This window comes from Halomonas sp. 25-S5 (genome assembly GCF_029889845.1).
GTDB lineage: Bacteria > Pseudomonadota > Gammaproteobacteria > Pseudomonadales > Halomonadaceae > Halomonas.
The window spans coordinates 1-24,302 of sequence record NZ_JARANV010000010.1; the positions used below are offsets into that span (position 1 = coordinate 1).

Here is a 24,302-nt window from a genome sequence, read left to right on the forward strand (position 1 = left end):
GCCTTGAGCTCCGGGGAGTGGGTGTTGCGTTTCTGATTCGACATCATCGATCCCTTCGAAATCGGCCAGGCGATAGCTTAAACCAGTGTCTGGATTTCAGGGTCCACTATAAGGGGAGGGAGCATAAAAAAGGAGCAGGGCCGCGACACCGATTTCTCATCCAGATTGTCGCTGGCTTCTCATACAGATTGACGCGCTACAGGCCGACCTTGCTGAAGGGGCTGCCTCGGCTGACGGCCTTGGTTTGATATCCGGCAACACCACGATCCAGGCAGCAGGCAAGGCGACCGCAGCGGCGGCCGGCGATCACGGCTGCTTTGATGGCCAGGATTGATTTTAGATCGTTATAAAAGACCGAAACAAAATCAGCATTCAGGCATTTTTCATCAGGATCTGACGCCAGAGATTCGGATCGCTGATGAGCGATGCCGCCGATCAGCAGCTTCAGACCGCCCGACCCGGGCCTCGTGAAAGAGGCGGGCTAATGGGAAGATGTCTATGGCAAGGACATCAGGCCTTCTCCCATGTGCTTCATTGGTCGGACTGGCGACGAAAGCACCAGTACCGGGCTTGGCAGTGCCTCTGTCGTCAGCAGCAAGCCCGAATGGCAATGCATGAACGATCACAGCAGTAGTTACGGCTGTAGTACTAATTAGGAAGGTTCATGGATTCAGGAGTTCTGTTATATCTCTCACTATGTAAGAAATGATTTTACAATTTGACAATGTTAATCGCTTCACCTAACCTCGAACCTTGTCGATGCCAGAGGTGAAACGCAGCTCGCTGGGCACAGCTGACAGCAGTCGCAAAGAGAATAGACAGGAGTGCCGAAATGCAAATCGAGATGAGCAAGCAGCGTGCAAGCGGACAGGAAAGGCCACACTGTTGGCAGGTGTCGTGGTATCGTTATTAATCAAACTTTTCCCCAATCGGCCTGGATCAATTTCTCCAGGGTGTTAAATGTTGGGGGTTCGATCGGCGTGCAACAAAGGGATACTGTAATGGCTGAAAAAAAGAAAGTCGCTATTATCGGATCAGGTAATATTGGTACCGATCTTCTGATCAAAGCACTAAGAAACACAGAGCATATCGAAGTTGTGGCTATGGTAGGCATCGACCCCCAGTCGGATGGGCTCTCACGTGCCAGAAGAATAGGGGTAGCAACGACCGATAAGGGGGTGGAAGGGCTGGTGGAGATGCCTTGTTTCCCTGATCTCGACTTCATCTTCGATGCGACATCGGCCAGCGCGCACAAGAAAAACTATGCGCATGTGATGGAGCGGAACTCGAAAGTCTGCTTCATCGATATGACGCCTGCCGCGATCGGTCCCTACTGTGTTCCAGTGGTTAACCTTGATCAGCATGCCAACGAGCGCAATGTCAATATGGTGACCTGCGGAGGGCAGGCGACCATTCCCATCGTGGCTGCGGTGTCGCGCGTGGCTCGTGTTCACTATGCGGAGATTATCGCATCTATCAGCAGTCGCTCGGCCGGGCCCGGCACTCGAGCGAATATCGACGAGTTCACTGAAACGACCTCCCATGCAATACAGGACATCGGTGGCGCCACGGTAGGCAAGGCGATCGTGATTCTTAATCCGGCCGAACCACCTGTGATGATGCGTGACACAGTCTACGTGCTATCTGACATGGCCGATCAGCAGGCTATCGAGGCGTCAATCGAGGCCACCGTAGCAGAAGTCAGAAAGTATGTACCCGGTTACAAGCTGAAGCAGAAGGTGCAATTCGACTCGATCGCCGACGGCGATGGTGCCAGAGTCCCCGATGCAGGTCGCGTGGGTGGTCTCAAGATTACCGTGATGCTGGAAGTTGAGGGGGCTGCACACTACCTGCCTGCCTATGCGGGAAACCTGGATATCATGACGTCCGCTGCCTTGGCCACGGCGGAGCGTATGACTTGTTTGGAAACTGAACAAGGAGTCAAGTGATGATTGATATCAATAAGAAGCTATATATCTCCGACGTGACCCTGCGCGATGGCAGCCATGCGATTCGTCATCGCTATTCGATTCGTAACGTTCAAGATATTGCGGCCGCCCTTGACCAGGCTGGTGTTGACTCCATTGAGGTAGCTCACGGTGATGGCCTGCAAGGGTCCAGCTTCAACTATGGATTCGGGGCCTGCACCGATCTTGAGTGGATCGAAGCCGTGGCCAATGTGGTGGAACGCGCCAGGATAGCGACTCTGCTGGTGCCAGGGATCGGCACGACCCACGATCTGGATGCGGCCTATGCGGCGGGCGTTCGTGTCGTGCGCGTGGCGACGCACTGCACGGAGGCAGATGTCTCGCGACAGCATATCGAGCACGCCCGAAAATTGGGCATGGATACCGTAGGCTTCCTGATGATGAGCCATATGGCGTCACCGGAACAGCTCGCCGAGCAAGCGAGCCTCATGGAAGATTATGGCGCTACCTGTCTGTATATCGTCGACTCGGGGGGCGCCATGACCATGCAGCAGGTCAGAGAGCGTGTCGGGGCGTTCAAGGAACGCTTAGACCCCAGCACCGAAATTGGTATTCATGCTCATCACAACCTTAGCCTCGGAGTTGCCAACTCGGTTGTGGCCGTCGAGGAGGGCTGTGATCGCGTGGACGCCAGCCTGGCAGGGATGGGAGCAGGAGCGGGTAATGCGCCGTTGGAGGCCTTCATCGCAGTGGCGGAGCGGCTTGGTTGGCAGCACGGTACCGACCTGTATGCGCTAATGGATGCTGCGGATGACATCGTGCGGCCGCTGCAGGATCGTCCTGTGCGGGTGGATCGCGAAACCCTGGCGTTAGGCTATGCCGGGGTGTATTCCAGCTTTTTGCGTCATGCAGAAGTGGCTGCGAATAAATATGGTCTGAAGACGGTTGATATTTTAAAAGAACTTGGGAGGCGGCGTATGGTGGGCGGCCAAGAGGATATGATTGTCGATGTGGCACTGGACTTACTGAAGTCTCGTTAGGCAAATATGGGTGGATGAGGTGATAGATGCTATGACTTCTAGGGTGAGTTTGCGCCATCAGACCTTTCGATGTCTGGCACTCTACTGTTCATTTAAGTTTATCGACTTTAGGGAAATAGTGACATGTTTGAAAATATTGAATGGGCGCCTGAGGATTCCATATTAGGCTTGGTGGAATCTTTTAAAAAAGACTGTAACTCCAGAAAGATAGACTTGGGTGTGGGTATCTATAAGGATGAGCAAGGCAACTCTCCGGTTATGCATGCCGTGAAAAAGGCGGAAACGTGGCTGATCCATAGTGAGTCAACCAAGGCTTATATCAGTGCCCATGGAAACACCGACTATTGCTATGCCGTCATGAGGCTAGTGCTGGGGGGGGAAGCGTCGTTGATTAAGCCGTCTCGTGTCAGTATCACTCAGACACCCGGCGGAACCGGTGCCCTCAGAGTGGCGGCGGAGTTGATTGCCAGAAAACTTCATAGTAAGAAGGTTTGGGTGCCAGATCCCACTTGGGCGAATCATCCAGATATTTTTCCGGCAGCCGGCTTGGAGCTTGGGCGCTATCCCTATGTTGGCGTCGATGGTCGTATGGACTTCGAAGGCATGATCGATTCGATCAAGCATATGCCTGAGGGGGATGTTCTGCTTCTGCATGCTTGCTGCCATAATCCGACGGGCTTCGATCTGAGTCGAAGTCAGTGGCGCGAAGTCTTCGAAGTCGTCAAAGCGCGCCGCCTTCTGCCTCTGATCGACTTTGCTTATCAGGGATTTGGCTCGGGGCTGGACGACGATGCCTACTGTGTGCGTCTAATGGCGGAGAACCTCAGCGAGGTGATAATTACACACTCATGCTCAAAGAGCTTTGGTATATATCGTGAAAGAACGGGCTCTTTGATGGTCGTTGCCGGCAATAGTCTTCAGGCTAATAGTGTGCGCTCACAAGTGGCGCTTATTGTGCGTCAAATTTACTCTAATCCACCTTCGCACGGATCCTTGGTTGTCAGCGAGATTCTTAAGTCCTCAGAACTTTCCTCGCTATGGCGCGAGGAGTTGGATAGCATGCGTTCTCGCATCCAGTACCTTCGTCAGCTGTTTCTGGAAGCCATGTCAGGCCATGGGTTGGAGAACAAGTTTCGCAGTGTGATAGAGCAGCGTGGAATGTTTTCCTATACAGGGTTGAGCCCTGCTCAGGTCAGAATGCTAAGAGATAATTTCAGTGTTTACATGGTAAATACTGGCAGGGTTAACATGGCGGGGATGTCTCAAGATAATATTCCATATTTGGCCAAAGCGATAGCGTCTGTAAGCTAATTTACTTTAACTAACTATAAATAAATAAGGTAATCCCCGGCTTTGCCGGGGGGACTACCCGAGGTTTGACCGTATGATGCGGTCACAGGGAACCTCCAATCTCGGCCAAGTGATAGGAATTTACCAATGAGAGAGTGTATCAGCATCCCATCAATGCATTCTGTGTCACACTCGGTTACATCAAGGGGAAAAGTTCGATTTCAATAGCCAGGAATTTTACGGGAAGAGCGAATAACTTTACTGGCGATAGCTTCTGGGAAAGAGGTTATTTCGTTTCCACTGTCGGGCTTGATGAGGATGTGGTCCGGGATTACATCCGTAACCAAGAAAGATAGATGAGCATTATGATCAGCTTAAGTTCGGCATGTGAAGATAGCCGCCTTCAGGCGGCTCAGGTTCTTGCCCCTTTGAGGGGCTAACAAAATAAAGCCCCGGCTTTGCCGGGAGATACTTACTATAGAAGATGAGGTGTAAGAAATGGCAATACAAGAACAAGTAAACGTTAACGTAGAGAGTAACGGTAGGAGTGCTAACTGGTCCTCTCGGGTAACATTCATTCTTGCTGCGGGAGGTGCCGCCGTTGGGCTAGGAAATATCTGGAAGTTTCCATATATTGTCGGAGAGAACGGGGGGGCGGCGTTTATCGCGGTTTATCTTGTCTGCATCGCCATTGTCGGCATTCCTGTGATGATAGCAGAAATCACAATAGGTCGGATGGGTCGGCAGAATCCGGTAAAAAGCATTTCCAATATCTGTAAGAATTATGGTATCTCAAAGAACTGGAAGGTTCTTGGGTTTGTCTGTGTTCTGGCATCCTTTACGATACTTTCCTTTTACTCCGTTGTCGGTGGCTGGGTGCTGCACTACGTGGTCCTGACAATGAGTCAAAGCTTTTCTGGCCTTGATCAGGCTGGCGTCGAAGGTGCGTTTTCAGATCTCGTAAGCAGCCCTTCACTACTCCTTTTTTGGCACTTTGTTTTCATGGGAGCAACCATGATGATTGTGTCAAGGGGAATAAAAGGGGGTATTGAAAAAGTCGTCACTTTTTGTATGCCGACTCTTTTTGCTATTCTGGTTATCTTGGCAGTATATTCAGCAACTACCGATGGCTTTCGTGAAGCCATTTCCTACCTTTTCAATCCTGATTTCGAAGAGCTGACTTCCGAAGGAGTGATCGTAGCGTTAGGTCATGCCTTCTTCACCTTGGGGCTAGGCATGGGTACCATGATTGCTTACGGTGCCTACCTGGATAAAGATGTTTCTATAGTAAGGGTCTCTTGCTTGGTGGCGCTGCTTGATACTATCGTGGCGCTACTTGCTGGCCTGGCAATATTTCCGGTTATTTTTTCCAACAACATGCCGCCTGAGTCTGGGACAGGATTGATTTTTCAGGCATTGCCCCTGGCGTTTTCTAACATGCCGTTTGGCAGTTACTTCGGAATCCTCTTCTTCTTGCTGTTAACCATGGCCGCGCTGACCTCCTCTATATCTGTGCTGGAGCCTGTGGTTCAATATCTTGAAGAAAAATATGAGCTGGCTAGACGCAGAGCCACGCTCATTGCTGGAGGCGCGTGCTGGGCTGTGGGGGTGTTTTCTGCCTTCTCGTTAAATCTTCTTTCTGACTTCCATCCGATGACTTTCATCACCGCATTTGAAGATAAGACAATCATGGGAGTATTGGAGTTTGTTTCGTCTAATATCATGCTTCCGCTGAGTGGCTTAATTTCGGCCATTTTTGTTGGGTGGGTCATCACCAAAAAGGTTGGCCGTGATAACAGCTTCGGCAGTGGTACAGTGGGCAGCTTTCTGGTGGCAACTACCAAGTACATCACGCCGCTCGCCATTTTGGTCGTGTTCGCGTCGAGCGTGCTCTGACGATCAGCTCGTAATTGGACGCGTCTTATAGCGTCTTATAAATAAATAAGGTAATCCCCCGGCTTTTCCGGGGGACTACCCGAGGTTTGACCGTGTGGTGCGGTCACTGGGAACCTCCAATCTCGGCCAAGTGATAGGAATTTACCAATGAGAGAGTGTATCAGCATCCCATCAATGCATTCTGTGTCACACTCGGTTACATCAAGGAGAAAAGTTCGATTTCAATATCCAGGAATTTTACGGGAAGAGCGAATAACTTTACTGGCGATAGCTTCTGGGAAAGAGGTTATTTCGTTTCCACTGTCGGGCTTGATGAGGATGTGGTCCGGGATTACATCCGTAACCAAGAAAGGTAGATGAGTATTATGATCAGCTTAAGTTCGGCATGTGAAGATAGCCGCCTTCAGGCGGCTCAGGTTCTTGCCCCTTTGAGGGGCTAACAAAATAAAGCCCCCGGCTTTGCCGGGGGATACTTACTCGGCGGAGACCCGAAGGCCAGACAACAAAAAACCCGCTTTGCATGTGCTAAAGCGGGCCTCTGGCGTCGCTTTAGCGGCATTTGTAGAGCGCCCGCAAGCTGAGTCTCAAATCGGCGCTTTGAAAACGATAGCCAGCCAGGCCATGGGGTGTCAATACCGGCTCGCATAGAGACCGACCCCGGGGTGGGCCTGCTTGGCCTGCTCGATGGCATTGATGGCCTGCTGCAGGACGTGGGCATCGAGTTGACCACTGGCAGGGTCGTGCCTTGGTGGCCAGACTGTAGCGGGGGAGGGCCGACGGAGAAGGGCGCCGGGGCGGGTGTTCTCGTTTCCAAACCAGGGAGAGAAACCGATGCGTGACGATGTCGATATGGTCGATGTGCCGCTGGACCGGGTGCGCCGCTACCTCGAGCCGGGCCCCATCGTGCTAGTCTCCTCGGCCTGGCAGGGTGAGCGCAACATCATGACCCTGGGCTGGCATACCGTGATGGCCTTCTCGCCTTCCCTGGTCGGCTGCGTCATCTCCTCCGGCAATCACAGCTTCGACCTGGTGCGCCGCAGCGGGACCTGCGTCATCAACCTGCCGACCACGGCCTTGACCGACGAGGTGATCGGCTGCGGCAACAGCAGCGGCGCCGAGATCGACAAGTTCGATCATTTCGGCCTGACGGCGTCGCCGGCGAGGGCCGTGGAGGCGCCGCTGATCGAGGAGTGCCATGCCCATTTCGAGTGCCGGCTCGTCGACGACAGCCTGGTCGACCGCCATGACTTCTTCATCTGGGAGGTGGTGGCGGCTCGTGCCCGGGCGACGCCCGCCTATCCCGAGACGCTGCACTACACCGGTGACGGCGTCTTCATGGTCGCCGGCGAGATCATCGACCGGCGCAGCCAGTTCCTGCCGCAGATGCTGTGAGGCTACTCGGCCGCCGGCAGGTTCCGCTCCGGCATTAAGTATCGGTCCCACGCCATCGTCTGTCCCGAGCGGGGCCGGATTGGGGGACGGGCGTCGATTGGGCTATGCTGGGCGCCATGCCGAGGGCGTGGCATACCACCCATCATCAGGGAGAGTTCCCGCATGTCATTCCGTCCCCTTCTTGCCGGCCTGCTGCTGGCGCTGCCGCTGGCGGCCGTTGCCGAATCCCCCAACATCGAGCCGGGCCAGTGGGAGTTCACCAGCACCACCTCGGTGCGGGGTGACCTGCCGATCCCCGACCAGACCGAGACCCACCAGGAGTGCATCGCCCAGGGCGATATCGACGATGAGGAGTTCAGCTTCATCGAGGAGGAAGAGGGCTGCGAGCTGCTCGCGCACCAGGTCACGGTCGACGGCCTGGATTACCGCATGGTCTGCCGTGCCGAGGGCGGTGAGGCCAACATCGTCGGCCGCATGGACTTCCTCGGCGAGCGCGTCGAGGGCAACGTCGATATCCTGGTCGACTCGCCCGCGGGCGAGATCAACATGACCACGAGCATGGAGGGGCGGCGCATCGGCGACTGCTGAACCGTCATTCCGGCATCAACGACGAAGGCCACCCCCGGGGTGGCTTTCGTCGTCTGAGTGCTCGCCTGGTCAGTAGCCGGCGGGCGTCTCACCCATCTCCCGCTCCAGGCGGCGGGCCACGTCGCCCGGTGAGCCGGTGCGCCGCGCCAGCAGGTCGTAGGCCACCGGGACGACGACGAGGGTGAAGAGGGTGGCGGCGGCCAGGCCGCAGAGGATCACGGTGCCGATCACCAGCCGGGTCTCGGCGCCGGCGCCGCTGGAGACGATCAGCGGCACGGCGCCGGCCATGGTGGTCACCGCGGTCATCACGATGGGGCGCAGCCGCGTCACGGCGGCCTCCACCAGCGCCTCGTGGAAGTCCATGCCCTGGTCGCGTAGCTGGTTGGCGAACTCCACGATCAGGATGCCGTTCTTGGCGGCGAGCCCGACCAGCATCACCAGCCCCACCTGGCTGTAGATGTTCAGCGACTGTCCGGTGAGGTAGAGCCCCAGCAGGGCACCGCAGATCGCCAGGGGCACGGTGAGCATGATCACGAAGGGGTGCACGAAGCTCTCGAACTGCCCGGCCAGTACCAGGAAGACCACCAGGATGCCCAGCCCCAGCAGGAAGCCGGTGGCGCCGCTGGCCTCCTGGTAGTCCCGGGAGGCGCCCTTGAGGTCGGTCTGGGCCTCGGGCGGCAGGATCTCGTCCACCGTGGCCTCCAGGTACGCCAGTGCCTCGCCGAGCGGATAGCCGCTTTCCAGGTCGGCCTGCAGGGTGATGGCGCGCAGGCGGTTGAAACGGTTGAGGGTGCTGGGTCCGGCGAAGTCGCGCAGTGTCACCAGGTTGCCCAGGGGAATCAGCTCGCCGGTGCGCTGCGAGCGGACCCGGATGTTCTCCAGGGCGGAAGGGCTGGGTCGGGCACCGGGTTCCCCCTCGAGGATCACGTCGTACTCTTCGCCGTCGTCCACGTAACGGGTCACGCTGCGCCCGCCCAGCAGTGTCTCCAGGGTTCGGCCGATCTCCGTGACGGTGACCCCCAGAGCGGCGGCGCGGGGGTAGTCGATGTCCACGCGCAGCTGGGGCTGGTTCTCCTCGTAGTCGCTGTCCAGGCCGGTCAGGCGCGGATTGTCCGCGCGGATGTGCGCCATCAGGGTATCGCGCCACTCGGCCAGTTGCTCATAGGTGCCGCCGCCCAGCACGAACTGCACGGGCTTCTCGACGCTTGCCCCGAAGCCCTGGCGCATGACCGGGAAGGCACGCACGCCGGGCAGGTCGCCGAGCGTCTGGCGGACCTCGTCCATGATCGCCCAGGCCGATCGCCGGCTGCCCCAGTCGGCCAGGTTGACGATCACGAAGCCGCCGTTGAAGTTCTCGATGTTGCCCCAGCCGCGCGGCGCGCGGACCACCACGCGCTCGATCTCCCCGGTGTCGACCATGGGCAGCAGCCGGGCCTCGATCTCGTCCATGTAGTCGAGCATGTAGTCGTAGGTGGCGCCGGGCGGTCCGTTGACCAGCACCCAGAAGTTGCCGCGATCCTCCCGGGGGGTGTACTCGTTGGGCAGCTCGCCATTCAGCCATACCATGCCGCCGATGATGCCGAGAAACAGCGCCAGTACCAGCAGGCGCAGCCTGAGGACCCGCTCGAGCAGCCGGCGGTAGACGCAGCGCGAGTGTTCCAGCACCCACTGCACGGCGTGGGCCAGGCGACCCTCGTGCATGTCGGCCTTGAGGATCTTGGAGGCCATCATCGGCGTCAGGGTCAGCGCCAGCAGGCTGGAGATGGCCACGGCCGCGGCGAGCGTCAGGGCGAACTCCGAGAAGAGCCGGCCGATGTCGCCCTGCAGGAAGCTCAGCGGCACGAACACCGCGATCAGCACCAGGGTGGTGGCGATCACCGCGAAGGCGATCTGGCGGGTGCCGCGGAAGGCCGCCACCAGCGGCGTCTCGCCGTGGTCGTGCATGCGCCGGTGGATATTCTCCAGCACCACGATAGCATCGTCGACGATCAGCCCGATGGCCAGCACCAGCGCCAGCAGGGTCAGCAGGTTGAGGGTGAAGCCCATCACTGCCAGGGCGGCGAAGGTGCCGATCAGGGCGATGGGTACCGTGACCCCGGGGATCAGGGTGGTGCGCAGGTTGCCGAGGAACAGGAAGATCGCCACCACCACCAGGCCCATGGCGATGAACAGGGTCTGCACCACCTGGGTGATGGCGCCCTGCACGAACACCGAGGAGTCGAAGTTCAGCGAGAGCGACATGCCCTCGGGCAGGCTGTCCTGCACGCGCGCCATCTCGGCCTGGACCCCCTCGGAGATCTCCAGCACATTGGCGGTGGACTGCTTCATCATGCCCAGCCCCACCATGGGCGTCCCGTTGCCGCGGAAGATGGTGCGCTCCTCCACGGCACCGATCTCCACCCGGGCCACATCGCCCAGGCGCACCAGGTAGCCGTCGCGGCCCTGGTCGAGGACCAGGCGGCGGAAATCCGCGGGGGTGGCGAAGTTGCGCGGCAGGCGCACGATGAACTGGCGCTCGCGCGACTCGATGGCCCCGCCGGGCAGCTCGACGTTCTCGGCGCGCAGGGTATCCTCCACGTCGCCGGCGGTCAGGTCGCGGGCCGCCAGGGCATCGGCATTCAGCCACACCCGCATGGCGTACTCGCGTCCCCCGCCGACGCGGACCTGGGAGACCCCGGGGAGCACCGAGAAGCGGTCCACCAGGTAGCGGTTGGCATAGTCGGTGAGTTCGGCCATGGAGAAGCCCGCACCGGACAGCGACAGCCAGATCACCACATCGGAGCTGGAATCAGCCTTCTGCACCTCCGGCGGGTCCGCTTCCTCGGGCAGGTTGTCCAGCGAGCCCGAGATGCGGTCGCGGATGTCGTTGGCGGCTGCGTCGATGTCCATGTCCAGGCCGAACTCCACGCGGATGCTGGAGCGGCCGTCCTCGCTGGAGGAGGAGATCACCTCGATGCCGGAGACGCCGGAGATGCGATCTTCCAGCACCTGGGTGATGCGTGTCTCGACCACGCTGGCCGAGGCACCGGGGTAGCGGGTGTCGATACCGACCACCGGCGGGTCGATGGAGGGGTATTCCTGCAGCGGCAGGCGCTGCAGGGCGAGCAGCCCGAAGGCCACGATCAGCGCGGCCAGCACCACCGCCAACACCGGTCGCTGGACGGAAACGTCGGAGAGGCGCATCAGCCGTTGGCCTCTGCATCGTCACGCCCGCGGCGCAGCAGCTCAGGGATGCTGGTGTCGTCATCGAGGACCCCCAGCAGGCGGGTGGGCTGGCCGTCGCGGACCCGCTCGGTGCCATGGGCGACTACCAGCTCACCGGCCGCGAGTCCCTCGAGCACCTCCACCTGGCCCTCACGGCGGGCACCGATCACCACCTGGCGCCGTTCGACCCGGTACTGGTCCGTCTCGTCCAGCACCAGCACGAACTGACGTTCGCCCTGGGGGATCAACGCCGACTCGGGCATCACCAGGGTCTCCCGCGGGGCGCGCTCGACCACGACCCGCATCAGCATGCCGGGCCGCAGGCGGTGATCGGGATTGTCGAGCGCGGCGCGCACCGTGACGCTGCGGCTGACCGGGTCGACGCGCGCGCCGATGGTGGCGATCTCGCCCGCGAAGGTGGTGTCGGGATAGGCTCCGCTGGTGGCGGTCAATGGCAGGCCGGGCGCCACCTGGCCCAGGGCGAGCTCGGGCAGGGTGAAGTCGAGCTTCATGATGTCCAGCTTGTCCAGGGTGACCAGCTCCGTGCCCGGGGAGACGAGGGCACCGACGCTGACATTGCGAAAGCCCACCACGCCGTCGAAGGGGGCCTCGATGCGATAGTCGGCCAGCCGGGCCTCCAGGGCCTGGATCTGCGCCTCGGCCTGGCGCAACCGCGCCCGGGCATCCTCCACGTCGGCCCGCGGCGCCAGGTTGCGACTCTGCAGCTGTGCCAGGCGGTTCACCGCATTGCGGCGCTCGTCACGCAGCGCCTGGGCGGCCCGCAGGTCGGCCTGGGCCTCGTCATCGGTCAGTCGCACCAGCAGCTGGCCGGCCTCGACGGTCTCGCCATCGCGGAAGTTCAGCTCGCGGATGGTGTCGGTGACGGTGGCCGAGAGCGTCACGCTCTCGTCGGCGTGCAGGGTGCCCAGGGCCTCGAGGGGATCGGACCAGGCCGCCAGGCTGGCACGGGCGGCGATCACCGCGGTGGGCTGCTGGGCAGCCAGCATCGGCGAAAGCATCAAGGCTGCCAGGCCGAGCAGCAGGAGCAGGCGAGGTCGCGATGGAATCATGGAGGGGTCGTTCTTGTCGGTGAGCGGTGAGCGGGCGTCCGGTCCGTCGGGTCGCTTCCCTGAAGCCTAAACGCCTGGGAGGGGAAGAGTGTGACAATATTGCACAAGCGTTCGAGGGCCTTTTGAATGTACAAGACATGTACAGTTTTGGGAAGTCTGGAAGGCGGCCTGGCGCCGCCGCGACACCGGTCGGCGACGCGGCGACGGACTGCTAGAATGCGCGGCCTGGATCGATTCCCCGCGGGAGAGCAAGGTCGTGACATACGATGTGGTAGTGATCGGCGCCGGTGCCGCCGGGCTGATGTGTGCGCTGACCGCCGGCTACGCCGGACGGCGGGTGCTGGTGGTCGACCATGCCAACAAGGCGGGCAAGAAGATCCTGATGTCCGGCGGGGGGCGCTGCAACTTCACCCACCTGGCCTCGGGGCCGGCGAACTTCTATTCCGAGAATCCCTCTTTCTGCATTTCGGCGCTCAAGCGCTACCGCCCCGAGCATTTCGTCGAACTGGTGGATCGCCACGGCGTGGCGTACGTGGAAAAGACCCCGGGGCAGCTGTTCTGCGCCGACTCCTCGAAGGAGATTCTCCGGGTGCTGCTCACCGAATGCGACTGGGCCGGTGTCGATGTGCGCCTGAAGACCGCCGTCGAGGGCGTCGAACGGCGCGGGGAGGGCATGCGGCTGGCGACCTCGCTGGGGCCCATCGACTGCGGGGCCCTGGTGGTGGCGACCGGGGGGCTGTCGATCCCCACCATGGGGGCCAGTGGCTTCGGCTATGACATCGCCCGCCAGTTCGGACTGGCGGTCACCGAGACCCGGGCCGCCCTGGTGCCCTTCACCCTGACCTCGCAGTGGAAGGCGCGGGCCGAGGCACTGGCCGGGGTCAGCTGCGAGGTGGCGGCGACTTGCCGCGGGAAAACCTACCGCGAGCCGCTGCTCTTCACCCATCGCGGGCTCTCGGGGCCTGCCATGCTGCAGATCTCCAGTGTCTGGCAGCCCGGGGACACCCTGTCCATCGACCTGTTGCCGGGGTTCGATGCCTTCGAGGCGCTGTGCCGCGCCCGGCGCGAGACGCCCAAGCGGCGGCTTTCCACCTGGCTGGGGGAGCATCTGCCGAAGCGCCTGGCTCAGGCGCTGGTCGAGTGGCATGACGACGACCGGGTGCTCGCCGAGTATGGTAACGCTCGCTTTCAGGCCTGGGCCGAGGTCCTCCACGCCTGGCGGGTCAAGCCCGCCGGCACGGAGGGCTGGCGGACCGCCGAGGTGACGATGGGGGGCGTGGATACCTCAGCGATTTCGTCGCAGGACTTTTCGGTCAAGGAACTGCCCCAGCTGCGCTTCATTGGCGAGGTGCTTGACGTCACCGGCGAGCTCGGTGGCCACAACTTCCAGTGGGCTTGGGCCTCGGGGGTGGCCTGCGGTAATTCGCTATAGCCTCCCTCGTCACCAGCGAATGCGGGGCGCGGCCGAGGCGGTGAGTTTGCCATCAGGCCGCCCGCGATCAGAGGAGGCGCCCACCGGAAGCGATGGCCACGGTGGCCAGGCCCAGGATTAGGTTGATGCCGATCAGCCGGCGGATCTGCCCCAGTTGCTGGCCGCCCGCGGACCAGTTCTCGCCGGCCACGGCCCGACCCAGGCGCGGATAGGGGGCGAACCAGATGTGCAGGAAGATCGCCATCATCGCCAGCCCCGACACCAGCATCAGGTGGACATGGACGCCGGCGCTGCCCATGCCACCGAAGACCCCGAAGAGCATCCATAGCCCCGTCGCCAGCAGCACCACCACGGCGGCCCAGACCCATGGAAAGAAGCGCTGGAAAGCGCGGTACCAGAGGGTCAGGCGCTGGGGAGGTTCCAGCAGTTCCCCGGCCACCGGCCGCAGGATCATCCAGGCGAAGAACATGCCGCCGACCCAGATCACGGCAGCCAGGACATGCAGGGTGATGGCGAGGGACATGGCAGGGCTCCTGCGGGCGGTGAGGGACACGGCAGGTGAGCAGCGGAGCCGTGTCGTCGAACGGTGGACCAGGGACCAGCGGGTCAGTGCAGCAGTCGGCGGGCCCTCTTGACCAGCAGTGCCCCGGTGGTCAGGCGGCCCGCCAGGCGCACAACGCCGCCGGGGCGTCGCACGCCGCGGTAGAGCAGCATCGCGCCCACGGCCAGCAGCGGCGCCCTGAAGCGCACCAATGTGTGCCAGCCCCGGTCGATGGAACGGCTTGCCGACTGCCAGCGGCTGGCCGCTACCAGCAGGTCAATGCGTTGCTGCTCGATGGCGTGTTCGAGCTCGGCCTTGCGGGCCCGGCGGTCAGCGCGATTCACGAGAGGCCTCCACCAGCTCGCGGTCACTGGCCAAGTGGCGCAGGGTGCCGGCCAGCAAGGTGCGGCGACGTGCCAGCTGTATCACCCTAAGGGCGAGCAAGCCCCCGCTGCCCAGCAGCACCAGAGCGCTTACCCCTATGGCCGCCAGGCGGTGGGTCTCCCAGAAGGCAACGATAACAAGCGTGGTGAGCACGCCAATGCCCAGCATCAGCAGGATCAGGCTCAGACCGGCCAGCATCAGCAGGCCCATCAGCCGGGCGCGTTCCTCCTCGAGCTCGAGCACGGCGAGGCGCAGGCGTGTCTCGCCGATGGCGAGCAGGCTGCCGAGCAGTCGCTTGCCGGCAGCGAACAAGCGTTGAGCCGGTCCTTGGCTCGCCGACATCAGCGCCGCCCGATGAGCATGCCGACGACCACCCCGACGCCAGCGCCGATGCCGATGCTGGTCCAGGGATTGTCGTGGACATAGCGGTCACAGGTCTCGGCCTGCTGGGTGACATTGTCGCGGGCTTCGCCGTAGAGGCGCTCTCCGCGGCTCTCGAGACGCTCGCGGGTATCCTTTATGCGCTTCTCGGCGCGCTCGCGCAGCTCCTTGATGTTGCCGCGGGAGTCATCGGCGGTGGCGTTGACCAGCTCCTCGATGGTCTGGGTGAGGTGGTGCAGATCTTCCTTGAGCTGCTGGGTGGATTCGCTGGTACGGGGAGTTCTATTGGCCATCGGGGTCTTCCTCTGACGGTGAATGACAGGCCTAGCATAGCAGCCGGCGGGGCGACTTCAATGCATCTGACCTTGATCCGGGTCAGGGTTGGCGCTCAAGGCTGCTGGCGGAAAACAGCGGGTTGAGGCTGAACCCCAGGCTCAAGCGGTGGCTGCGCTGGTCGTAGTCGATCAGGCTTTCCCCGTAGCCGTAATAATACTGTACATGGCCGCGGATGCTGCTGAACAGGGGCCAGGAGTAGTCCATCTGGGTGCCCATGTTGCCGTCGCTGGGGTTGCCACGCAGCATCAGGCTGAGTTCGTTGTCGCCATTGAGCCGGTGGGCCAGGGTAACGTCGCCGTAGCCGAGGTACTTGTGGATATCGGGATTGTCGTCTTGCGCCTCCGACTCCGGGACGCGCCAGTGGGGCGCCAGGGTCAGGGCCCAGTCATCCTTGACGAAGGTGGACTCGAGGATCAGCCGGTTCCAGCTGCGTGACAGCGGGGCGGAGCGGCCGTTGGACTGATGGTTGAATGCCAGGCGGTTGTTGATGTTGGTCCAGCCCAGCAGTGACATGCGGTTCTCGAAGTCGATGAAGACTTCCGGCTCGTAGTTGGTCTCGCGAAAGGGCGAGGAGGCATCTGCGTTGAAGGCCTGCCACCAGCTGCGCTGGGTGTAGGCGAAGTTCAGGTCGCCGCCGTAGTCGCCGAACAGGTCCTCCACCAGGTTGAATTTGGCACTGAACTGGAATTTCATCTCCGCCCGGTCAGGCGAGCTGGGGTCGCTGATGTCGCGGAAGACCTCATTGTTCGGGCTGGCGTTGTAGCTCAACGGGAACCAGTAGTTACGCCGGTGGGTGGTAATGGCGAAGGGGTTGCGTGCCGATTCGCGTTCGAGCTGGCGTCGCTCGTCCACCGATTCCTCGAGCTCCTGGTCGGCATCCTTCTCGATGAGGGCGGCGGCCTGGGTGTTCTTGCCATCGGCCAGTTGCCGACGCAATTCCCCCATCTCCTCCTGCAGGGTGGCGATACGGGCCTCGATGGCCTTTCGCTCGGCCTCGCTCATCGGCTCGGCGGCCAGGGCGGTTGCGTTCAGGCCCGCCATCATCAGGATGGCAGCGAGCAGGGGAAATCGGGCAGACATCATGGTCAGGCACCTGGTACAAGGTCAAAAGGCTGTTTCTATCACGCCAGTGCGGCAAGTCAACTGTGCCCCCGGGCGACAGGGCACCATTGCCATGCCGGCCCGGCGGGTCGAGAATCAGGATCGGGTTCATTATAACCGAGGCCGCCCATTGAACGCCGTTCGACATCACTGCCACCGAAAAGTTGTCTTCCGGCGCGTCTCGATGCTCGTGCTGCTGTGCTGGTTGGGGTGGCAGGCGATCGCCACCCCCACGTTGGCCCAGGTCGACGCACCGCAGGAAGAGACGCCCCGGGAGCTGCCTTCGCGTGAGGAGATCGAGGCCCGCCTGGAGGAGCGCCAGCCGGCCGAAGGCGAGACCGCCGGTGAGGGCGCGCAGCGTGACATCGAGGCACTGAATGCGGCCCTCGAGGCCATTCAGCGGCTGGCGGCGGTTGGGGAAGAGCTGACCCGTCTCGAGACGCGCGTCCAGGAGGCGCCCCAGGAGATCGAGCGTCTGCAGCGGGAGCTTCGCCAGATGGAACAGGCGGACCAGGAGCAGACCTTCGACGAGCTGGACGCTCTCTCCCTCGAGGCGCTGGAGGCGCGCCGCCAGGAGGCCGAGGAAGCCCTGTCGACCTTCCAGGATCGTCTTGCCGAGGTCTCGACCCGGCTGCTGAGTGCTCAGACCCTGCCGGAGCGGGCCCAGCAGGCCATTGGCGAGGCGATGCAGCGGGCCGAGGAGAGTCGGCGTCGGCTGGAGGAGTTGAATGCCAGCCAGGTCGCCGAGGATGATCCGAGGCGCTGGCAGCTGCGGATCGAACGCGAGCTGGCCGAGCAGACCCTGCAGCTCCATCAGCGTGAATTGGCCACCAACACCCGCTTGCGAGAGCTGGACCAGGAGCATCGCGACCTTCTCGAGCGTCAGGTGGCCAGCCAGGAGGCTCGGCTGGCCATGCTCCAGAGCATCATCGACCGGCGCCGTCGTGAGGAGTCCGAGCAGGCCATCGCCGAGGCGGTCAGCGACGAGGGACCGGGCGTCATCGGACATCCCGTGGTACGCAAGGCCCGGGAGATCAACCGCACCATGAGTCTGGAGCTGCTGCGCGCCACCGACCGGGCCAGTCGCCTGGTCCGGGAAGGCGTCGAGGTGCGTCGCCAGTTCGACCGGGTACGCCAGTTGCAGCGCAGCCTCAACGAACAGATCGACGCCATTCGCGGAAGCATACTGCTGGCGCGCATCCTGCGCGAGCAGCGCCAGACGTTGCCCCGGGTGGAGGAACGGCGCGGCCTGCAGGACGAGATCGCCGATCTTCGCCTCAAGCAGTTCGAGCTCGGCCGGCGGCGTGACCAGCTGCGTGAGGGCGAGCAGCTGGCGCGCCAGCGGATCGAGGAGGCCGACGCCGAGGCCTCCCCGGCGCTGGTCGATTCCCTGCTCGCGCTCTACCAGGCGCGTCGCGAGCTGGTCGACCAGCTGGAACAGGCCTATGGCGAGATGCTCGGCGCGGCCATCGATCTCCAGCTCAATCAACAGCAGCTGCTGGCCACCAGTCAGGAGCTGCGTGCCACCATCGACGAGCAGCTGTTCTGGATCCCCAACAGCCGTCCCCTGGGGCTGGTCTGGCTGGGCAACCTGCCGGAGAACCTCGCCAAGGAATGGCGCGAGGGGGAGTGGCGCGCGGCACTGCCGATGAACTGGCGGCTACCGGATGCCCGAGCCCTGCTCGGCCTGCCGGTACTGCTGGTGGCGCTGGGGCTGGTCGTTGGTCGACGGCGAATCCGCGCGCGCCTGGCACGCCTGCATCAGGAGGTCGGTCATCTCAAGCGTGACTCCCAGGAGCATACCCCCCAGGCGGTGGCCCTCAATGCCCTGCTTGCTCTGCCCGGCCCGCTATGCGTGCTGGCTGTCGGCCTGGCGCTGCTGATGGGCACCGAGGGAGTGGCCAGAGGCCTTGGGCTCGCCCTGCTCCACCTGGCCCTAGCCTGGGCCGTGATTGGCTGGGCGCGCAACCTGCTGTTCCAGGGCGGGGTGGCGACTCGACACTTCTACTGGCCTCCCGGCTATGCGGCGGCCCTGCGCTGGTGGCTGCTGTGGCTGGGGGTGGCGCTGGTGCCGGTGCTGCTGATCGGCCCCCTGGCCCGCGATGCAGGCATCGAGCTCAACCAGCGGCCGCTGGCCCTGGGCCTGCTGCTCAGCGGCCTGCTGGCCATGAGCCTGGTGCTGACCAAGCTGATCCTGGCCCATGTGCCCTTCTTCGGTGTGAAGCTGCTCCGGCTCGGGCTGGGGCTTGTCATCGCGCTGGTGCCGCTGGTGCTGGTCGGGTTGATCGTCTACGGCTTCGAATACACCGCACTCAGCCTGCTGGGGCGCTTCGTGATCACCCTCTACCTGCTGGGGCTGTGGATCCTGGTGGAGTCCACGGTGATCCGTGGCCTGGCCGTGGCGGCCCGCCGCCTGGCCTATCGCCGGGCCCTGGCGCGGCGGCGTGCCCAGGCCCAGGAGGGCGCCGAGGGCGGTCTGGAGGTGGTCGAGGAGCCGCCCCTGGACATGCAGCAGGTCAATCAGCAGTCGCTGCGTCTCTCCAAGCTGATCCTGCTGATCGGCTTCCTCCTGGTGCTCTACCTGGTGTGGTCCGATCTGCTCTCCGTCTTCAGTTATCTGGAGCAGGTCTCCTTCATCGAGCCGGCGGAGGGCGAGGTGGTGGCCAGCACGGTCTCGGTGGCCGACATCATCACCGCATTGCTGGTGGTGGTGCTGACCCTGATGATGTCGAGCAACCTGCCGGGCCTGCTCGAGGTGAGCGTGCTCTCCCGCCTTGAGCTCAAGCAGGGCAGCGCCTATGCCATCAGCTCGCTGCTCGCCTACACCATCGTCGGTGTGGGAGTGGTGTCAGCTCTGGGGACCCTGGGGGTCTCCTGGAGCAAGCTGCAATGGCTGGTGGCGGCGCTGGGCGTGGGCCTGGGGTTCGGGCTCCAGGAGATCTTCGCCAACTTCGTCTCCGGGCTGATCATCCTCTTCGAGCGGCCGGTGCGCATCGGCGACACCATTACCCTGGGCAACCTCACCGGCACGGTGAGCAAGATCCGCATCCGTGCCACCACGGTGATCGATTTCGACCGCAAGGAGATCATCATCCCCAACAAGACCTTCATCACCGACCAGTTGATCAACTGGTCGCTCTCCGACACGGTCACGCGGGTCGTGCTCAGCTATGGGGTCGCCTATGGCTCGGATCATCGCCTGGTGCATCGCCTGCTGAGGGAGGCCGCCGACGAGAACCCGCGGGTCCTGGCGGATCCCGAGCCCCAGGTCTTCTTCATGAGCTACGGCGAGAGCACCCTGGACTTTGAGCTGCGCATCTTCGTCAACAGCCTCGGCGACCGGCTCTTCGCCACCGACGAGATCAACTGCCGGGTCGGCGAGTTGTTCGCCGAATACGGCCTTGACATCGCCTTCAATCAGCTCGATGTCTGGCTGCACCGTGCCGGCGGCGAGGCGAACCGGGTTCAGCGCGTTGCCGCCGGCCCGGTGATTCCCCCCGAGCATCCGCCACCCGGGACCCGCGGCGATCCGGGGAATTTCGATGGCGGTGGGGACGACGCCGGTCGTTAAGCCGTGGGTACGAACGGGGCTGCGCGAAGGGGCCGTCAGCGCCTCACGGCGTGGAGCAGGAATTCCCGGTTGCCGTCACCGCCGAGAAGCGGGCTTTGCTGCCAGTGAACCACCTCGAGACCGAGCCCCTCGCAGCTGTCACGCACGCGTGCCTCTACCTCGGCGTAGCGCCCCGGGTCACTTACCAGGCCACGCGCGTTGACGCCGCCCGGCCCCAGCTCGAACTGCGGCTTGACCAGGCTCAGCAGCTCGCCGCCTGCCGGCAGGAGGGCGGCGAGCTCGTGCAAGATCAGCGTCTGGGAGATGAAGGAGACATCCATCACGGCCAGGTCGGGGCCTGCAACTGCCAGTGCATCGAAGGCCGCCCTCAGCCGCGGCTCGCCGGCCATGGCGCGCGCGTTGAGCCCCTCGAGGCAGGTCACGCGGGGATCATCGCGCAGCGACGGGTCGAGCTGGCCATGGCCGACCTCCACGCCGATCACGTGGCGCGCACCAGAGCGCAGGGCACAGTCGGTAAAGCCACCGGTGGACTGGCCCACGTCGAGCACCAGGCGGCCCGAGAGCGTCAGGCCGAGCGCCTCGATCAGCGCCTCCAGCTTAAGCCCCGCCCGGGAGACATAGCGCTCCTCGGGATCCGCCTCGACGATCAGCCGGGTATCGTCGGGCAGCTTCTCGCCGGGTTTGCTGAGTGGCGTGCCGTCGTCGGCCCGCCGTACCCGGCCATGGCGGATCAATCGCTGGGCGCGGGTACGGGAACGGGCCAGGCCCTGGGAGAGGAGCAACTGGTCGAGACGCGGCATGGGCGGGTCAGTGGGGCCTCACGGCCCCTCGTCGGCCTGCAGCTCGCCCGGGGGAATCCGGTCGGCCCCCCAGCTGCGGTGGATGTAGCCGATCACCCGGTCGATTTCCTCCTGGGTGATCTTGGCCAGCTCGCCACGTTCCAGCGGGTCGTAGTGGAAGATGTATAGGCGCGAGGCGAACTGCTCGAAGGGCAGCGAGGATTCGCCGAAGCGCTCGCCGTTGCCGGCGGTGCTGACCTCGATGCCATCGCCCCAGTCCTGGCCGCTGTCGTTGTTGGGGTTGTAGAAGTAGACCCGCATGGTATCGCTGGGATCGAGCGTGACGCGCAGCAGGGTGATGGCGTGCCAGCCGATGAAGCGGGCCGCGCTGTCGGTCACGGCAATGCCGGCCGGCTGGGGGTGAATCAACGGCTGGTTGCCGTTGTAGTAGGGGTGATAGCTGGCATAGAAGTGGCGCAGGAAGTCGTCAAGTTCGTGCAGCTTACCGGTGGCCACGTCGACGTTGATGCGAAAGCCGCGGCCCGACCACCAGCCGTGGAACTCCGGGTTGACCCAGCGGTGCGGGTCGCCCTCGCGCCCGAGGCAGCGTCGTCCCATCTCGGCATAGATGCGGTCCAGGTGCGGTACGACCAGCAGCGAGACTGGGTCCAGGTCCATCGGCAGCTCCTTGGCCACCCCGGAGAGGCTGGCCATGGAGGAGAGGGGCATGCCTTCGAAGTGCATGATGATCTCATCGTCACGCGCGGCCCAGGTGACCATCTGCAGCAGGTAGTCCGGGTCGTTGTAGGCCCACATGGAGAGCGCCCGGGCGGACTGGCAGGTCGGGTTGTTGCCCTGCCCGACGCCCAGTGGCAGCCCGAGCATGCACAGCACCCCTTCCAGCAGGCGGGCACGTGGCGAGGCGCTGTCGCCGAAGGCCAGGTTGAGCCTCGCCTCGGACCAGTCCGACAGCCTCAGCCCCAGCTGTCGCCACATGGCCGGGGCCACCGGAGGCTGGTAGAGGATACCGCGCTCGAGTATCAGGGCCAGCCCGTAGACCGCCTGGGGCGTGGTCGGGTAGACCGCGCCGCGGATCAGCGCATGGACCAGCTCGCGATAGCAGAGCAGGCAGTCCCTTCCGGTGGACGACAGCCCCAAGGCCTCGGTAAGGAGGTGGTCACTATGGTCGAGCAGGTAGCGAAGCAGCACGGCGTGGTAGGGCGAGACCAGGCTGGTATCGTGCATGGCCCGGGCGAAGCCGGTGGCCTCGTACTGCAGGGCGCCGCTGTCCATGCTCGACAGGCGCTCGCGGTAGGTGTCGATGCCGGGATCCTCGCGGCACGCATGCGTGGGGCCGAACAGCGAGCTGACCAGGCGGTCGGCGCCCTGGCCGCTGGAGCCCAGGTCGATATCGGGGTTGGCCTGGCAGATGGCGATCTGGGTAATCATCTGCTTGATGGTGTCCACCTGGATCGGCCGCTGCTGCAGGATCCGCCAGATCTCGGCGATCAGCCGGTCGATCACGTGTTCATAGCCGATGCGCTCGGCCAGGTGGTGGAAGAGGTGGCGGGGAAGCTGTGCCAGACGCCCCTGGGTCTCCCGTTCGGCCTCGGTGGGTGCGCCGAACAGCAGCCAGAGATTGAGCGCCATTACCTGGGTCAGGTAATGGTGGGCCTGCTCCTCGGAGAGGAGGGGATGAAGATACTCCCCCTTGGCCACGGCGAGGATGCGTAGCTCGCTGATCGCCTCGATCACCACGACATTGGGGTCGGCGCTCTTCAGCGCTTGGGTGGTGAGGGACGGCACCAGGTACTGAGGGGTCTCCCAGTCGGAGCCGAGAAAGACCCCCGCCTCCTCTAGGCTACGGGCACGCCGCTCGATGGCTTCGCAACCCCCTTCCTGCAACATGACCCGCCGGGCGGTATCGAGCACCCTGGGCAGCTTGCCCGGCTTGGCGAACGCGCGTGACTCGGCCAGCAGGATGATGGCTTCATCGAGTTTCTTGAGCAGGCCAGCGAGCTTGTCGCTGGCCTGTGGCGGCGTACTGGCGTCTTGCATATGTCGAGGCGTGGTCACGCCGACTCCTTGTCGTCAGGCTGTCACGTTTTCCATGACGCCTGTGTCAGACATAGAAATCAAGCTCTTCCATGTGCTTGAGCAGTTCCTTCATGCGGGCCGCATCGTCGCCCTTGAAGTAGACCAGGCCCCAGTGGGTACCGAAGGCGGTTCGCTTGGTGACGGTTTCTTCCGTGGGCGGCGTCAGCTCGTGGGACTCGAAGTAGGGGTCGTCCTCGACCTCTTCGGGAATCTCCAGCTTGTTGACCACACGGCGGCGCGGATAGACCCCGAAGCAGCCGGCATAGCCGTCGGCATCCACCACCTCCTTGGGGAAGAAGGCCTTGACCTCCTCCTCGGTGGACTTGGGGTCGAAGACCAGCATGGAGGCCTGGTAGGCATTGAAACCGTAGACCCGCTCGAGCAGTTCGAAGACCTTGAAGCCCGGCGGACGGTAGGCCACCTCGCCGAAATACATCTCGCCGTCGTTGGTGACGAAGTACTCGGGATGGATCAGCCCGAACTCGATGTCGAAGGCCTTGATCAGCTTCTCGATCTGGGCGGTGATCTGGGGGCGGTACTTCTCGAGCTCCGGCGAGGCCGGCACGAACACCGAGTAACCCAGGGTCACGTATTCGGAGATATTGAGGAAGACGATCTTGCCGTTATGGATCCAGGCCTCCACGGCGAATTCCCAGCCGTCGAGGTGCGACTCCATCAGCACCGGGAACTCCTCGTCGGGGATGGTATCGACCTCGTCCGGGGTGCGGATCACCCGGTGGCCCAGGCAGCCGGCCTTGTCGAACGCCTTGAGGTGGATGGGGTCGTTGGGGTCGCCATCGAGCTTGAGCAGGGTCTGGTTGACCCGCTTGAGGAAGCGCACGACGTCCTCCTTGTCGTGGGCCTCCTCGAAGATGCCCACGCGGATGCCGCCGAGCTGCGCGCGACGCTTCATCAGCGCCTTGTCGCGCAGCAGCAGCGACTGGCCATAGAGGCGCGGATGGTCGAGCAGCACCGAGTTGACGGCGCCGGCCCACTCCACGGTCTCCTCGAACAGCGGTATCGCCACGTCGACACCCATCTCCTGCAGGGTGTGGGCGATCTCCATCGAGCGGTCGTTCAGGCGCTCGAAGTTCCAGGGCACATAGGGGATGTCGTGCTTCTGGCAGTATTCCTCCGCCCAGTCAGGGGCGACCACGACATAGCGTCGGTCGAAGTTCTCGGCGGCTTCGATGGCGTTCAGGCTCCAGCCCAGCAGGGCGATATAGCCCTTGTTCGGATCCTTCTTCATGGTGCGCCTCCGTGATGAGCATT

18 protein-coding genes and 2 pseudogenes are annotated in these 24,302 nt (G+C 62.8%); 10 read left to right on the forward strand and 10 right to left on the reverse strand.

Going from position 1 to position 24,302, the window contains the following annotated elements; genetic code table 11:
* The first annotated feature begins 1,001 nt into the window (after positions 1 to 1,001).
* The 8 genes and pseudogenes from OP498_RS08910 (at position 1,002) to OP498_RS08945 (ending at position 8,134) form a co-directional block, all read left to right on the forward strand.
* Positions 1,002 to 1,949 (forward strand): acetaldehyde dehydrogenase (acetylating), encoded by a 948-nt coding sequence (locus OP498_RS08910; RefSeq protein ID WP_280553279.1) that lies wholly within the window; start codon positions 1,002 to 1,004, stop codon positions 1,947 to 1,949.
* Entirely contained in the window at positions 1,949 to 2,968 is a 1,020-nt protein-coding gene (dmpG, locus tag OP498_RS08915) for a 4-hydroxy-2-oxovalerate aldolase (RefSeq protein WP_280553280.1), read from the forward strand. The genes OP498_RS08910 and dmpG overlap by 1 nt, the downstream gene beginning before the upstream one ends.
* A gap of 123 nt (positions 2,969 to 3,091) precedes the next feature.
* Complete coding sequence (locus tag OP498_RS08920; RefSeq protein ID WP_280553281.1) at positions 3,092 to 4,279, forward strand: amino acid aminotransferase; 1,188 nt, start codon at positions 3,092 to 3,094, stop codon at positions 4,277 to 4,279.
* 135 nt (positions 4,280 to 4,414) lie between these two features.
* Positions 4,415 to 4,649: pseudogene (locus OP498_RS08925) on the forward strand (transposase); the annotation flags it as partial.
* A gap of 107 nt (positions 4,650 to 4,756) precedes the next feature.
* A complete protein-coding gene (locus OP498_RS08930; RefSeq protein WP_280553283.1) occupies positions 4,757 to 6,154 on the forward strand; it encodes a sodium-dependent transporter in 1,398 nt (465 codons plus the stop codon).
* A 156-nt stretch (positions 6,155 to 6,310) separates the two neighbouring features.
* Positions 6,311 to 6,545 (forward strand): annotated as a pseudogene (locus tag OP498_RS08935) (transposase); the annotation flags it as partial.
* Positions 6,546 to 6,985: 440 nt separating this feature from the next.
* A complete protein-coding gene (locus OP498_RS08940) occupies positions 6,986 to 7,546 on the forward strand; it encodes a flavin reductase family protein (protein WP_280547629.1) in 561 nt (186 codons plus the stop codon).
* A 162-nt stretch (positions 7,547 to 7,708) separates the two neighbouring features.
* Positions 7,709 to 8,134 (forward strand): DUF3617 family protein, encoded by a 426-nt coding sequence (locus OP498_RS08945; RefSeq protein WP_280547630.1) that lies wholly within the window; start codon positions 7,709 to 7,711, stop codon positions 8,132 to 8,134.
* A gap of 69 nt (positions 8,135 to 8,203) precedes the next feature.
* Here the strand turns inward: OP498_RS08945 and OP498_RS08950 are convergent, their stop codons facing one another.
* Together OP498_RS08950 and OP498_RS08955 are read right to left on the reverse strand one after the other, a co-directional pair.
* Positions 8,204 to 11,317, reverse strand: a complete 3,114-nt coding sequence (locus OP498_RS08950) for an efflux RND transporter permease subunit (protein WP_280547631.1) — start codon at positions 11,315 to 11,317, stop codon at positions 8,204 to 8,206.
* Positions 11,317 to 12,408 carry an efflux RND transporter periplasmic adaptor subunit gene (locus OP498_RS08955; protein ID WP_280547632.1) on the reverse strand — a complete coding sequence of 364 codons (1,092 nt, stop codon included), beginning with the start codon at positions 12,406 to 12,408 and terminating at the stop codon, positions 11,317 to 11,319. The genes OP498_RS08950 and OP498_RS08955 overlap by 1 nt, the downstream gene beginning before the upstream one ends.
* Before the next feature lie 256 nt (positions 12,409 to 12,664).
* Between OP498_RS08955 and OP498_RS08960 the strand changes: the two genes are divergently transcribed.
* A complete protein-coding gene (locus OP498_RS08960; protein WP_280547633.1) occupies positions 12,665 to 13,840 on the forward strand; it encodes an NAD(P)/FAD-dependent oxidoreductase in 1,176 nt (391 codons plus the stop codon).
* A 67-nt stretch (positions 13,841 to 13,907) separates the two neighbouring features.
* On the opposite strand, the gene OP498_RS08965 is transcribed toward OP498_RS08960, so the two are convergent.
* The 5 genes from OP498_RS08965 to OP498_RS08985 form a co-directional block, all read right to left on the reverse strand.
* Positions 13,908 to 14,363, reverse strand: a complete 456-nt coding sequence (locus OP498_RS08965; protein WP_280547634.1) for a CopD family protein — start codon at positions 14,361 to 14,363, stop codon at positions 13,908 to 13,910.
* A gap of 83 nt (positions 14,364 to 14,446) precedes the next feature.
* The gene (locus OP498_RS08970; RefSeq protein ID WP_280547635.1) at positions 14,447 to 14,725 is read right to left on the reverse strand and encodes a YqjK family protein; all 279 of its coding nucleotides are present in this window, start codon (positions 14,723 to 14,725) and stop codon (positions 14,447 to 14,449) included.
* Positions 14,712 to 15,107: a phage holin family protein gene (locus OP498_RS08975; protein ID WP_280547636.1), complete on the reverse strand. Its 396-nt coding sequence runs from the start codon at positions 15,105 to 15,107 to the stop codon at positions 14,712 to 14,714. The genes OP498_RS08970 and OP498_RS08975 overlap by 14 nt, the downstream gene beginning before the upstream one ends.
* Positions 15,107 to 15,439 carry a DUF883 family protein gene (locus tag OP498_RS08980; protein ID WP_280547637.1) on the reverse strand — a complete coding sequence of 111 codons (333 nt, stop codon included), beginning with the start codon at positions 15,437 to 15,439 and terminating at the stop codon, positions 15,107 to 15,109. The genes OP498_RS08975 and OP498_RS08980 overlap by 1 nt, the downstream gene beginning before the upstream one ends.
* A gap of 82 nt (positions 15,440 to 15,521) precedes the next feature.
* Positions 15,522 to 16,562, reverse strand: a complete 1,041-nt coding sequence (locus OP498_RS08985; RefSeq protein WP_280547668.1) for a phospholipase A — start codon at positions 16,560 to 16,562, stop codon at positions 15,522 to 15,524.
* A gap of 205 nt (positions 16,563 to 16,767) precedes the next feature.
* Here OP498_RS08985 and mscK point away from each other — a divergent pair, with 205 nt between their 5' ends.
* Positions 16,768 to 20,154, forward strand: a complete 3,387-nt coding sequence (gene mscK / locus OP498_RS08990) for a mechanosensitive channel MscK (protein ID WP_280553284.1) — start codon at positions 16,768 to 16,770, stop codon at positions 20,152 to 20,154.
* A gap of 35 nt (positions 20,155 to 20,189) precedes the next feature.
* Here mscK and OP498_RS08995 read toward each other — a convergent pair whose 3' ends face one another.
* From OP498_RS08995 to OP498_RS09005, 3 genes are all read right to left on the reverse strand, one after another.
* The gene (locus OP498_RS08995; RefSeq protein WP_280547639.1) at positions 20,190 to 20,954 is read right to left on the reverse strand and encodes a TlyA family RNA methyltransferase; all 765 of its coding nucleotides are present in this window, start codon (positions 20,952 to 20,954) and stop codon (positions 20,190 to 20,192) included.
* An 18-nt stretch (positions 20,955 to 20,972) separates the two neighbouring features.
* Positions 20,973 to 22,991 carry a hypothetical protein gene (locus OP498_RS09000; RefSeq protein WP_280553332.1) on the reverse strand — a complete coding sequence of 673 codons (2,019 nt, stop codon included), beginning with the start codon at positions 22,989 to 22,991 and terminating at the stop codon, positions 20,973 to 20,975.
* Between the two features lie 64 nt (positions 22,992 to 23,055).
* Entirely contained in the window at positions 23,056 to 24,279 is a 1,224-nt protein-coding gene (locus OP498_RS09005) for an ATP-grasp domain-containing protein (RefSeq protein WP_280553285.1), read from the reverse strand.
* Positions 24,280 to 24,302 lie beyond the last annotated feature (23 nt).

What these genes read in the sequence shown, in the direction of transcription:
- OP498_RS08995 (WP_280547639.1), bottom strand. Translation starts at nt 20,954, where the DNA reads ATGCCGCGTCTCGACCAGTTGCTCCTCTCCCAGGGCCTGGCCCGTTCC.
- OP498_RS08920 (WP_280553281.1), top strand. Translation starts at nt 3,092, where the DNA reads ATGTTTGAAAATATTGAATGGGCGCCTGAGGATTCCATATTAGGCTTG.
- OP498_RS08975 (WP_280547636.1), bottom strand. Translation starts at nt 15,107, where the DNA reads ATGTCGGCGAGCCAAGGACCGGCTCAACGCTTGTTCGCTGCCGGCAAG.
- OP498_RS08955 (WP_280547632.1), bottom strand. Translation starts at nt 12,408, where the DNA reads ATGATTCCATCGCGACCTCGCCTGCTCCTGCTGCTCGGCCTGGCAGCC.
- OP498_RS09000 (WP_280553332.1), bottom strand. Translation starts at nt 22,991, where the DNA reads ATGCAAGACGCCAGTACGCCGCCACAGGCCAGCGACAAGCTCGCTGGC.
- OP498_RS09005 (WP_280553285.1), bottom strand. Translation starts at nt 24,279, where the DNA reads ATGAAGAAGGATCCGAACAAGGGCTATATCGCCCTGCTGGGCTGGAGC.
- OP498_RS08910 (WP_280553279.1), top strand. Translation starts at nt 1,002, where the DNA reads ATGGCTGAAAAAAAGAAAGTCGCTATTATCGGATCAGGTAATATTGGT.
- mscK (WP_280553284.1), top strand. Translation starts at nt 16,768, where the DNA reads ATGCTCGTGCTGCTGTGCTGGTTGGGGTGGCAGGCGATCGCCACCCCC.
- OP498_RS08940 (WP_280547629.1), top strand. Translation starts at nt 6,986, where the DNA reads ATGCGTGACGATGTCGATATGGTCGATGTGCCGCTGGACCGGGTGCGC.
- OP498_RS08965 (WP_280547634.1), bottom strand. Translation starts at nt 14,363, where the DNA reads ATGTCCCTCGCCATCACCCTGCATGTCCTGGCTGCCGTGATCTGGGTC.
- OP498_RS08950 (WP_280547631.1), bottom strand. Translation starts at nt 11,317, where the DNA reads ATGCGCCTCTCCGACGTTTCCGTCCAGCGACCGGTGTTGGCGGTGGTG.
- OP498_RS08980 (WP_280547637.1), bottom strand. Translation starts at nt 15,439, where the DNA reads ATGGCCAATAGAACTCCCCGTACCAGCGAATCCACCCAGCAGCTCAAG.
- OP498_RS08930 (WP_280553283.1), top strand. Translation starts at nt 4,757, where the DNA reads ATGGCAATACAAGAACAAGTAAACGTTAACGTAGAGAGTAACGGTAGG.
- OP498_RS08985 (WP_280547668.1), bottom strand. Translation starts at nt 16,562, where the DNA reads ATGTCTGCCCGATTTCCCCTGCTCGCTGCCATCCTGATGATGGCGGGC.
- OP498_RS08945 (WP_280547630.1), top strand. Translation starts at nt 7,709, where the DNA reads ATGTCATTCCGTCCCCTTCTTGCCGGCCTGCTGCTGGCGCTGCCGCTG.
- dmpG (WP_280553280.1), top strand. Translation starts at nt 1,949, where the DNA reads ATGATTGATATCAATAAGAAGCTATATATCTCCGACGTGACCCTGCGC.